Genomic DNA, 10334 nt, shown 5'->3' with positions numbered 1-10334 from the left:
GGCGAGGACGGCGTCGGGGTCGCCGAACCCGGACGGCGGCTCGCCCTCGACCGCGGCGAACAGGCTCGCGCCGAGCGAGTAGACGTCCGAGGGCGCCTTGGCCCCGCCGCCGTCGGCCACCTCGGGCGACACGTACGCGGCGGTGCCGCTGATCTTGCCGCTGCTGGTCATGGTCTGCGCGCGGTGGGCGGAGATGCCGTAGTCGGTCACCTTCGCCGTGCCCCTGGCGTCCACGAGGATGTTGTTGGGCGTGACGTCGCGATGCACCACGTCCGCGTCGTGGATGGCGGCGAGCGCGGCGGCGACCTGGACGCCGATCCAGGCGACCGCGCCGGGGTCGAGCGGGCCCTGCTCGCGCATGAGCACGCCGAGGTTCTTCGCCGGGAAGTACTCCATCACGAGCCAGGAGTCGTGCCCGTCGCCGACCACCCCGTGCACCCGGATGGCGCCCGGATGCCGCACCCGCGCGGCGACTGCCGCCTCACGTTCCAGCTCCGCGCGCACGGCCGGGCCCGCCGCGGAGTGCGGCCGCTTGAGCGCGACCCGCCGGCGTCCGTCCCCGCCCTCGTCCGCCTGCTCGTCCTCCGCGAGCCATACCAGGCCCGCTCCCCCGGAGCCGATGAGCTCCACCAGCCGGTAACGGTTCGCGATCAGCTGACCACTGCGCACGCACGGGATCCTAGGGGCGACCCAGCCGCCTCGGCGAGAGCCTGGGAAAGCTCCGGCGGACCTCAGCCGATCCCGGTGACCTCGACCAGCCACGCCTGCTCGGGCGCGAGGATCGGCGGGCGCAGACCCACCTCGGCGAGCACCCGGCCGGTCAGCACGCGCGGCAACCACGGCGTGGCGTTGCCGAGTGTCACCGGCGGGCCGGCCGGCTCGACGAGGTCCACCCGGTACTCGCGTGCCGGGTCCAGGCCGGGCAGGCGCATCGGGGCGGGGACGCCACGCGCGGACGTCCGCAGCTGGACGTAGGCGAACAGGCCGGCCGACCGGTCGGCGGCGACCACGCCGTGCACGTAAGCCGCCGGGTCCGGGTGGTCGGCGCGCACGACCTCGCCGGTGTGCAGCAGCCCGCGCATCCTTCGGTAGCAGGCGATCCCCGCGGCCAGACCGTCCAGTTCGGACGGCGCGGCGGACGCGATGTCCCACTCGATGCCGAAGTGGCCGAACAGCGCGGTCGCCAGGCGGAAGCCCAGGTGCTGGGTACGGCCGCTCGAGTGGACCGTCGGCGGGCCGACGTGCGCGCCGATCAGCTCCGGCGGCAGCAGCAGCGCGGTCCACCGCTGGATGGTCTGCCGCTCCAGCGCGTCGTTCGAGTCGCTCGTCCACACCCGGTCGGTGCGGGCCAGGATCTCCAGGTCCACCCGGGCACCGCCGGACGAGCAGCTCTCGATCTCGACGCCGGGGTGCCGGGCCCGCAGCTCGTCCAGCAGCCGGTACGCCGCGAGCGTCTGGCCGTGCACACCCGACCGTCCATTGTGGCCGGCCGCGACGAGGTCACGGTTGTGGTCCCACTTGACGAACGCGATGTCGTTGCCGGACAACAGCTCGTCGAGCCGCTCGAGGACGTACGCGTAGGCCTCCGGCACTTTCAGGTCCAGCACCTGCTGGTGGCGCGACCGCGGCGGCAGCACGCCGTCGCCCGGCCCGAGCACCCACTCCGGGTGTGCCCGGTACAGGTCGGAGTCCTCGTTGACCATCTCCGGCTCGACCCAGATGCCGAACTCCATGCCCAGGCCGGTCCCATACTCGATCAACGGCGTGAGCCCGTCCGGCCACACGGTCTCGTCGACGTACCAGTCCCCGAGCCCGGCCGTGTCGTCGCGGCGATGCCGGAACCAGCCGTCGTCGAGCACGAACCGCTCCACGCCGATCCGCGCGGCCACGTCCGCCAGGGCGCGCAGCCGGCCAAGGTCGTGGTCGAAGTACACGGCCTCCCACGTGTTGAGCACCACCGGCCGGGGCGTGGCCGGGTGGTTCGGCCGGGACCGCAGCCAGGTGTGGAACGCCGCGCTCAGCCCGTCGATCCCCTGTCCACTGTAGACGGCATAGAACCACGGCGACGCGTACTCCTCCCCCGGCGCGAGGATCACCTCGCCGGAGGCCAGCAGCTCGCCGCCGCCCAGCGTCGCGGTGCCCTCCGGCATCCGCTCCGCGTAGGTGACGTGGTTGCCGCTCCACGCCACGTGTAGGCCCCACACCTCGCCGTGGCGGAAGCCGAACCCCGCGGTGCCGGCCAGCAGCGCGAGCGTCGCGTCGTGCCCGGTGCGGCCGCGGCGGCTTTCCCGCGACCACGTGCCGAGGTCGAACGGCCGGCGCTGCGGGTGCCGCTCCCGCGCCCAATGGCCGGTCAGGTCGAGCAGCTCGGTAGCGTGCGCGGGCACCGGCAGTGCCGCCTCCAGACCGTCCACCGTGTACGGCTCGTCAGCGTCGTTGACCAGCCGCGAGCGCAGCCGCAGCACGCCGGAGTCGGTCAGCTCGACGGTGATCTCCAGGTACAGCAGGGCATCCGGGTCCTCGGCGACGATCCGCACCGACGACGCGCCGGTCCGCAGGTCCGACACGCGGAACGAGGTCACCCAGGACCGGCCGGCCCGGCTGCCACGCAGCCCCGGCCGGCCCTGGTAGCCGCGAACCGCCTCCGGCAACAGCGCCACCGGCACCGGCGCGTCCGGCGTGGTGGGCGCGGCCGGCGCCACCGCGGTGTCGGCCAGGACGAGCAGGTCCTCCTCGGACAGCTCGCCCAGCGGCGCGCCCCAGTGCACCACGACCGGCAGGCCACCGCCGCGGGCGTCGAGGACCAGGCTCACGGTGCCCGTGGCCAGCTGGACGACCGTCATCCCTTCGTCGCCCCCAGGGTCAGGCCGGCCCGCAGGTGCCGCTGGAGCAGGAAGAAGATCACCAGCGTGGGGATCGCCACGATCACCGAGCCGGCCGACAGGAGGTTGTAGTCGGTGAAGAACTGGCCCCGCAGGTTCTGCAGCGAGCTCGTCACCGGCAGCTTGTCGCCGGTGCGCATGAACGCGACGGCCCAGAAGAAGTCGTTGTACACCCAGGTGACCTGCAGCACCGACAGGGCCGCCAGCGCCGGACGGCACAGCGGCAGCACGATCTGCCAGTACTGGCGCACCACCCCGGCACCGTCGACCTGGGCCGACTCGTACAGCTCGCGCGGCAGCGTCTTCATGTAGTTGGCGAGCACGAACGTGCAGAACCCGGTCTGGAACGCGATGTTCACCGCGATCACGGCGTAGTAGGTGTCGTAGAGCGTGCCGGAGTCGCTGAACCAGAACGGCACCTCGATGTTGAGGAACAACCGGAACAGCGGCACCAGCAATGCCTGCTGCGGCAGCAGGTTCGCCGCGGTGAACAGGGCGAGCAGGGGGAGGTTGAGCTTGAAGCTGAACCGCGCCAGTACGAACGCCACCGACGACGCGAGCAGCAGCGTGATCACGACGGACGGGATCACGATGATCGCGGTGTTGGTGAACGTCTGGGCGAAGTTGCCGCGCGCCCACGCCTGCACGTAGTTCTCGAACGTGAACCCGCCGACCGAGAAGTAGCCGTTCAGTGAGGTGTAGTCGTAGTCGCGCAGCGAGTTGTAGACCGCCCAGGCGATCGGGAAGATCCAGCCGACGGCCATGACCGTCAGGAACACCCGCAGCACCACGCGGGCGGGGGTGACCGGCATCCGCCGCCGGGTCGGGACCCGTGCCTTTGGGCCCGTCTGTCCGGTGTGGACCGTCTGCATGGTCATCGGCTCGGTCATCGTCTCTGCTCCCGCATCACCTGCAGCAGGTAGATCGCGATGAAGACGGTCGAGATGACGATCATGAACGTGGCGAGCGCGGAGCCGAAGCCGACCCGGCTCGCCTCGCCGATGACGTTCTGCGTCACCAGGGTCGAGATCAGCTCCAGGCCGTTGCGACCCTTGTTGATCACCCAGGCGATGTCGAACGCACGCAGCGACTCGATCACGGTGATCACCACGACGATGACGTTCACCGGACGCATCACCGGCCACACGACCTGGAGGAACGTTCGTACCTCGCCGGCGCCGTCGACCGCGGCCGCCTCACGCAGCGCGGGGTCGACGGCCTTCAGCCCGGCCAGGTACAGCAGCATGATGTAGCCGGTGTGCCGCCAGCTGGCCGCGACCAGCACCGCCCACAGGTTGATGTCCGGGTCACCGAACCAGTCGGTCTTCGAACCGAGCACCTCGTTCAGCAGGCCCTGGTCGCGGGAGTAGATCAGCTGCCAGATGAAGCCGACCAGCGCGAGCGAGAGCACGACCGGCATGAAGAAGACGCTCTGGTAGATCCGGCTGCCGCGCAGCTCCCGGTCGAGCACCACCGCGAGCAGCATGCCGAGCAGGGTCGGCCCGAGGAAGAACACGACCAGCCAGATGATGTTGTGCTGGATGGCCGGCACGAACGGCGGGTAGTTCGAGGTGACGTTCTCGTAGTTCTCCATGCCGACGAAGTCGATGTCGCGGATGTTGCCGATGCCGTTCCAGTCCGTGAAGGACAGCAGGATCGTCCCGATCGCCGGACCCCACACGAGACCGACCACGACCAGGGTCGGGATAGCCACCATGAGCGCGACGATCAGCCGGTCGGCTCCGCCTCCCCGGATCTTTCCTGTTCCGCCTCCCCGGATTTTGCCCCTTCTGGTCGCTTTGGGTTGGTGCCGTGCGGTTGGGTGCGTACCGGTGGCTGGGTTACGTCCCGTTCCCCTTAGGTGCGGTTGGCGGCCACTCGGCTCACGCCCGATCATCGGGTCAACCTCCGAAGATCGGGGGCGGTTGGCTGCCACTCGGCTCACGCCCTGTCATCGGGTCAGCCTCCGAAGATCGAGTTCTTCTGGTCCTCGATGCTCTTGGTCAGCCCGTCGATGTCGTTCGGCTCGCGGATGAACTGTTGCAGCGACGGGATCATCACGGTGGACGCGAAGTCCGGCCGGGTGTCGCGGTCGAGGAACTGCGAGATCGACTTGGCTTGGCTCACCAGCTCCTCGCCCTTCTTCTGCAGCGCGTTGTAGCCGCTGGTGTCCGCGTCGTCGTGCGCGCCGATGTTGTTCGGGTCGACCTCGAGGTAGGCGTCCTCGGCCTCGGGCGAGCCGATGAAGCGGAGCAGGTCCCTGGCGCCGGTCTCGTTGCGTGGGCGGGGCGCCATCATGACGCCGTCGATCGGCGCCTCGACCGCGTCGGTGCCGATCGCGGGGTCGACCTCGGGGAACGGGAAGAAGTCGAGGTCGTCCCGCTCGGGGCCCTCGGGGAACTGCTGGCCGACGAACATGCCGAGCAGGTACATCCCGCTTTCCTTGCGCAGCAACGACTGTGCTGCCTCCTGCCAGGTGCGACCGAGGGCGTCCGGCTGGTGCAGCGGCAGCAGGCCCCGCCACGTGTCGAACACGGTCTTGACCTCCGGTGAGTTCCACGCCTGTTCGCCGGCCATCAGCCGGAGGTGGAAGTCGTAGCCGTTGATGCGCATGTTCAGGTAGTCGAAGGTGCCCATCGCCGGCCAGCCGTCGGAGTCGCCGAACGCGATCGGGACCAAACCGTCGGTCCTCATCTGGCCGGCGAGCCGCGTGAATTGGTCCAAAGTGGTCGGTTGCTCGTAGCCCCGCTCCCGCCACACGCTCTTCCGGTAGAAGAGGGCCCACGGGTAGTAGTAGATCGGCACGAAGTACTGCTTGCCGTCCTTGCCGGTCGACTGCTGTTTCATCGCGTCGGAGAAGCCGCCGCCGATGTCGGACCAGACGTCGCTGATGTCGCCGGCCAGGCCCTGCTCGGCGAAGAACTGCATCCGGTTGCCGGCGAACCAGCCGAACACGTCGTCGGGCCCGCCCTGCAGGTAGTTGTTGATGTTCTCCTGGAAGGAGTTGTGCTCGACCGTGTTGATGGAGACCTTGCCCTTGCCGTAGGCGTCCATCATGGCCTGGATGCCCTTCTTGGGCACCTCGTCGGACCAGTTCGACCCGAACGTCACCAGTCCCCCGTCGCCACCGCCACCGCCACCGCCGGAGCCGTCACCGCATCCGGACAGGGCGGGTACGCCGGCCAGGGCGCCGGCGCCGAGCATCCCCTTCAACAAGGTCCGTCGTCTGATGGCCATGGCGGACACGCCGCCGGCGCCGTGGGATCGAGGGCTCAACATCGTCGCGCCTCCTCAGAGGGACCGGCAAAAACTCAACAGTTGTGAACGCGACCTCTCAGAATCGAAACCTTGTCTAACTCTAGGTAGGCCTGTCAAGGGGTCCGACCTCAACCCGTGTCCAGATCGTGACAAGCTCGATGGACGTCCGCGTGTCCTGCGGCCTCCGACAATCACCCTGGGCAGAGGTCAGATCTCTGACGGCACAAGTCATGCGCTGTGCAGACTTGCCGCTTTCTGTTGCTCGCGGCCACCCGACGCGAGCCGGCTTCGCGTCCACACTGGACACTCCCGGCGTGGCGCGCCAGGCGCGTCACGCCGGATGTTCGATTGAGTTGGTTTATGATTGAATGTCGCTCGATTCGGGTGTCTCCACAGGTTGGGAGAGGCGATGCTGGCAGCGGAGAGGCAGGCCCGGATCGTTGAGGAGATCCACAAGCGGGGCGCCGTGCGGGTCATCGAGTTCGCCCAGATGCTGGGGGTCTCCGACATGACGATCCGGCGGGACCTGGACGCGCTCGCGCAGCAGGGTCTGCTGGACAAGGTGCACGGGGGCGCGACGCGGCGCTCGGCATCGACCGAGGAGCCCGGGTTCGAGGCGAAGTCGTTGCGCCAGCAGCCGGAGAAGGACGCCATCGCCAAGGCCGCGGCCGAGCTGGTCTCGCCCGGCACCGCGGTCGGCCTGTCCGCCGGCACCACCACGTGGGCGCTCGCACACGCGCTGCGTGGGGTCGACGGGCTCACGGTCGTCACGAACTCGATGCGCATCGCCGACGTGCTGCACGCCCGGCCCTCGACCGACCAGCACGTCGTCGTGGTCGGCGGCGTGCGTACCCCGTCGGACGCGCTCGTCGGGCCGATCGCGGTGTCCGCGCTCGCGCAGCTGCACCTGGACCTCGTGTTCCTCGGCGTGCACGGGATGGCCGAGACGGCCGGGTTCACCACGCCGAACCTCCTCGAGGCGGACACCGACCGCGCGCTGGTCAAGGCCGGCCGCCGGCTCGTGGTGCTCGCCGACCACACGAAGTGGGGCACGGTCGGGCTGTCCACGATCGCGCAGCTCTCCGACGCCGACGTCGTGATCTGCGACGACGGGCTGCCCGAGGAGGCGCGGGCGACGCTGGCCGAGCACGTCGAGGAGGTCCGGCTGGTTCCGGTCGGCGAGGCGAGCCGGTGAAGAGGACGACCGCGATGCTCGCGGACGGTCGCGAGATCATCTACTTCGACCACGACGACGCGCCGCCGCGCGAGCGGCACGACCCACGGCCACTGGACGAGGTGTCGACCGCGTCGCAGATGCGCCACGACCCGGTGCTGGGCGAGTGGGTCATGCTCGCCTCGCACCGCCAGCACCGGACCTACCAGCCGCCCGCGGACGAGTGCCCGCTGTGCCCGTCGCGGGGTGGGCGGCACACCGAGATCCCGGCCTCGGACTACGACGTGGTGGTGTTCGAGAACCGGTTCCCCAGCCTGTCGACGCACGCGTCGGGTGGGGTGGCGACGGACCTGCCGCCGCTCGTCGAGTCGGCGCCAGCGGTCGGGCGCTGCGAGGTCGTGTGCTTCACAAGTGACCACGAGGCGGCGTTCGCGACGCTGAAGCCCGAGCACGCGCGGCTCGTGGTGGAGGCGTGGGCGGACCGCACGGCGCGGCTGTCCGAGCTGCCCGGAGTGGCGCAGGTGTTCTGCTTCGAGAACCGCGGCGCGGCGATCGGGGTGACGCTGGCGCACCCGCACGGGCAGATCTACGCCTACCCCTTCGTCACCCCGCGGACCCGCCAGATGCTGGACAACGCGGCGGCCCACGCGAAGCGGACGGGCCGCAACCTGTTCGCCGACGTCCTGGCCGGCGAGCGCGCGTCGGGCGACCGCGTGGTGGCGGCGTCCGCGCGGTGGACGGCGTTCGTCCCGGCGGCGGCGCGCTGGCCGGTCGAGGTGCACGTGTACCCGCACCGGCACGTCCCGGACCTCCCCGCGCTGACCGACGACGAGCGGGACGACTTCGTGCACCTGTACCTGAACGTGCTGGGCCGCCTGGACGCGCTGTACGACCAGCCGCTGCCGTTCGTGGCGGCCTGGCACCAGGCACCATCGGGGCCGGGCCGCGAGCTCGGGTACCTGCACCTGCAGATCACGAGCATCCAGCGGGCGGCGGACAAGCTGAAGTACCTCGCGGGCTCGGAGGCGGCGATGGGCGCGTTCATCACCGACATACTTCCCGAGGACGTCGCGCAGCGCCTGCGCGACCTGCCGCCCCGGTAGGCTGGCCTCTCCGAATTCGTTGCTCTATAAGCAACTTGGCGCGCTCAGTGCAACAGTGGAGTACCGTCTGGTCGTTCGCACCGGAACGCGGCTGCGGCCACCCCGCGCCGCCCCCTGAAGGAGCCTACCCATGGCCTTTCCGTCCGACCTGGAGATCGCGCGAGGCGCGAAACTCAAGCCGATCGACGACCTCGCGGGTGACATGGGCCTGCCCGCCCGCATGCTGGAGCCCTACGGACGGGACGTGATGAAGATCGGCCTGGGCGCGATCGACGCGCTCGCCGACGTGCCGAAGGCCAAGTACGTCCTCGTCAGCGCGATCACACCGACCCCGCTGGGCGAGGGCAAGACGACCACCACGGTCGGCCTCGGCCAGGGCTTCAAGCACCTCGGAAAGCAGGCCACGGTGGCGATCCGGCAGCCGTCGATGGGCCCGACGCTCGGCATCAAGGGCGGCGCGGCCGGCGGCGGCTACAGCCAGGTCGTGCCGATGGAGCTGCTGAACCTGCACCTGACCGGCGACATGCACGCGGTCACCGCGGCGCACAACCTGCTCGCCGCGATGGTCGACAACCACCTGCACCAGGGCAACGCGCGCGGGCTGGACCTGTCCGAGATCACCTGGCGGCGCGTGCTCGACATGAACGACCGGGCGCTGCGCAACATCGTGGTCGGGCTCGGCGCGAAGGCGGACGGGGTGACCCGGCAGACGGGCTTCGACATCACGGCCGCATCCGAGGTGATGGCCGCGCTGGCGCTGACCACCGGGCTCGAGGACCTGCGGGCGCGGCTGGGCCGGATCGTCGTCGGCTACACGCGCTCCGGCGAGCCGGTGACGGCCGAGGAGATCGAGGCGGCCGGCGCGATGACCGTGCTGCTACGCGAGGCCATCAAGCCGAACCTGATGCAGACGCTGGAGAACACGCCGGTTCTGGTCCACTGTGGACCGTTCGGCAACATCGCGACCGGCAACTCGTCGGTCGTGGCGGACCTGGTCGGGATCCGGTGCGGGGACTACCTGATCACCGAGGCCGGCTTCGGCGCGGACATGGGCGCGGAGCGGTTCTTCAACATCAAGTGCCGGGTCTCGGGCCAGCAGCCGGACGCGGCGGTGCTCGTGGCGACCGTCCGCGCGCTCAAGGCCCACTCCGGCAAGTTCCGGATCGTCGCCGGCAAGCCGCTGCCCGAGGCCCTGCTCGCGGAGAGCCCGGACGACGTGCACGCCGGCGCGGCGAACCTGCGCAAGCAGATCGAGAACATCCGGATGCACGGCGTCTCGCCGGTGGTCTGCGTCAACGCGTTCCCGACCGACCACCCGTCCGAGCACGCGGCGATCCGCGAGGTGGCCGAGGCGATGGGCGCGCGCGTGGCGGTGAGCACGCACTTCGCCGACGGCGGCGCGGGCGCGGCCGAGCTCGCGGAGGCCGTCGCGGAGGCCGCCGAGGAGCCCACGGAGTTCCAGTTCCTCTACCCGTCGGCGGTCCCGCTGCGGGAGAAGATCGAGACGATCGCGACGCGGGTCTACGGCGCGGACGGCGTCTCCTACACCCCGACGGCCCGAAAGCAGCTGGACACCTACGAGCGCAACGGCTTCGGCGAGCTGCCGGTGTGCATGGCGAAGACGCACCTGTCGATCTCCTCGGACCCGAAGCTGCTGGGCGCGCCCACCGGGTGGACGCTGCCGGTGCGGGAGGTCCGCGCCTCGGTCGGGGCCGGCTTCGTGTACCCGATCTGCGGTGACATGCGGACGATGCCGGGCCTGGGCTCCGCACCGGCCGCGACCCGCATCGACCTGGACGCGGACGGGGAGATCGTCGGCCTATCCTGAGCCGCTTATGGAGTCCGTGTTGCACCTGTCCGTGGGTGGCCTGCTCGAGCGCGTGGCCGCCCGCACGCCGGCGCCGGGCGGCGGCGGGG

At 70.4% G+C, this 10334-nt stretch carries 8 protein-coding genes; 3 read left to right on the top strand and 5 right to left on the bottom strand.

What is annotated here, in order from left to right; all coding sequences use genetic code 11:
* The 5 genes from ACRDTB_RS35315 to ACRDTB_RS35295 all read right to left on the bottom strand — a co-directional run.
* Positions 1–669: serine/threonine-protein kinase (locus ACRDTB_RS35315; RefSeq protein WP_431436598.1), on the bottom strand; the 669-nt coding region annotated here is incomplete at its 3' end.
* Positions 670–731: 62 nt separating this feature from the next.
* Positions 732–2843 carry an alpha-galactosidase gene (locus tag ACRDTB_RS35310; RefSeq protein ID WP_431436597.1) on the bottom strand — a complete coding sequence of 704 codons (2112 nt, stop codon included), beginning with the start codon at positions 2841–2843 and terminating at the stop codon, positions 732–734.
* A complete protein-coding gene (locus ACRDTB_RS35305) occupies positions 2840–3772 on the bottom strand; it encodes a carbohydrate ABC transporter permease (protein ID WP_431436596.1) in 933 nt (310 codons plus the stop codon). The genes ACRDTB_RS35310 and ACRDTB_RS35305 overlap by 4 nt, the downstream gene beginning before the upstream one ends.
* The gene (locus ACRDTB_RS35300) at positions 3769–4599 is read right to left on the bottom strand and encodes a carbohydrate ABC transporter permease (RefSeq protein WP_431436595.1); all 831 of its coding nucleotides are present in this window, start codon (positions 4597–4599) and stop codon (positions 3769–3771) included. Before ACRDTB_RS35300 ends, ACRDTB_RS35305 begins: the two co-directional genes overlap by 4 nt.
* A gap of 242 nt (positions 4600–4841) precedes the next feature.
* On the bottom strand, positions 4842–6161 hold the full coding sequence (locus ACRDTB_RS35295; RefSeq protein ID WP_431436594.1) for an ABC transporter substrate-binding protein: 1320 nt from the start codon (positions 6159–6161) through the stop codon (positions 4842–4844).
* Between the two features lie 388 nt (positions 6162–6549).
* Here ACRDTB_RS35295 and ACRDTB_RS35290 point away from each other — a divergent pair, with 388 nt between their 5' ends.
* The 3 genes from ACRDTB_RS35290 (at position 6550) to ACRDTB_RS35280 (ending at position 10245) form a co-directional block, all read left to right on the top strand.
* Complete coding sequence (locus ACRDTB_RS35290) at positions 6550–7335, top strand: DeoR/GlpR family DNA-binding transcription regulator (protein ID WP_431436593.1); 786 nt, start codon at positions 6550–6552, stop codon at positions 7333–7335.
* Entirely contained in the window at positions 7332–8417 is a 1086-nt protein-coding gene (galT, locus tag ACRDTB_RS35285) for a galactose-1-phosphate uridylyltransferase (protein WP_431436592.1), read from the top strand. The genes ACRDTB_RS35290 and galT overlap by 4 nt, the downstream gene beginning before the upstream one ends.
* A 130-nt stretch (positions 8418–8547) precedes the next feature.
* The gene (locus ACRDTB_RS35280) at positions 8548–10245 is read left to right on the top strand and encodes a formate--tetrahydrofolate ligase (RefSeq protein ID WP_431436591.1); all 1698 of its coding nucleotides are present in this window, start codon (positions 8548–8550) and stop codon (positions 10243–10245) included.
* Positions 10246–10334: the final 89 nt, after the last annotated feature.

This window comes from Actinophytocola sp., from assembly GCF_050699935.1.
In the GTDB taxonomy this organism is placed as follows: Bacteria; Actinomycetota; Actinomycetes; order Mycobacteriales; family Pseudonocardiaceae; genus Actinophytocola.
This window is presented reverse-complemented; position numbering and strand designations above follow the sequence as displayed.